The organism is Pseudomonas sp. PH1b (assembly GCF_000633395.1).
Taxonomy (GTDB): domain Bacteria; phylum Pseudomonadota; class Gammaproteobacteria; order Pseudomonadales; family Pseudomonadaceae; genus Aquipseudomonas.
The window spans coordinates 1-707 of sequence record NZ_AYMU01000040.1 but is presented as its reverse complement, the minus strand read 5'-3'; the positions used below and the strand labels follow the sequence as shown (position 1 = coordinate 707).

At 64.9% G+C, this 707-nt stretch carries 1 protein-coding gene; it reads left to right on the top strand.

The window, feature by feature from the left end; translation table 11 throughout:
• Positions 1–707 (top strand): ShlB/FhaC/HecB family hemolysin secretion/activation protein (locus U873_RS0133140; RefSeq protein ID WP_025132340.1); only part of this gene is annotated, 707 nt, incomplete at both ends.

Below are 707 nucleotides of genomic sequence, written 5' to 3'. Positions count from 1 at the left end.
AGCCTGCTCAAGCCCTACATCGGCCAGTGCCTGGGGGTGGCCCAGCTCAACGAATTGCTCAAGGTCATCACCGACCGCTACCTCGAGAAGGGCCTGGTCACCAGCCGCGCCTACCTGCCGCAACAGGACCTGTCCAGCGGCCACCTGCAGGTGCTGGTGGTGGAAGGCAAGCTCGAAGGGCTCAAGGCCGCCGATGACAGCAAGCTCAGCGCTCGCGAATTGAACATGGCCTTTCCCGGCAGCAGCGGTGAGCTGCTCAACCTGCGGCAGATCGAGCAGATGGTCGACCAGCTCAACCGCTTGCCATCGAACCAGGCGCAGATGGAACTGGCCCCGGGCCAGGCCGTGGGCGGCAGCCAGGTGCTGGTCAAGAACAGCCCGCAAAAGCCCTGGCGCGTCGGTTTGTCCCGCAGCAACGACGGGCAGAAGAGCACCGGCGAGCAGCAGTGGGGCAGCTCGTTCGAATGGGACAGCCCCCTGGGCCTGGCCGACCAGTTGGTGCTGCGCGGCGGCCACGACGCCATCAGCGACCACCAGAAGACCTCGCGCAACGCCATGCTCTATTACAACCTGCCGTTTGGCTGGTGGAACCTCAGCTACAGCTACAGCCAGAGCGAATACCGCTCCCTGGCCCAGGGCCAGGGCTTCAACTTCAAGCAGACCGGCGACAGCCAGAACCACCAGTTGCGCCTGGAGCGGGTGATCCA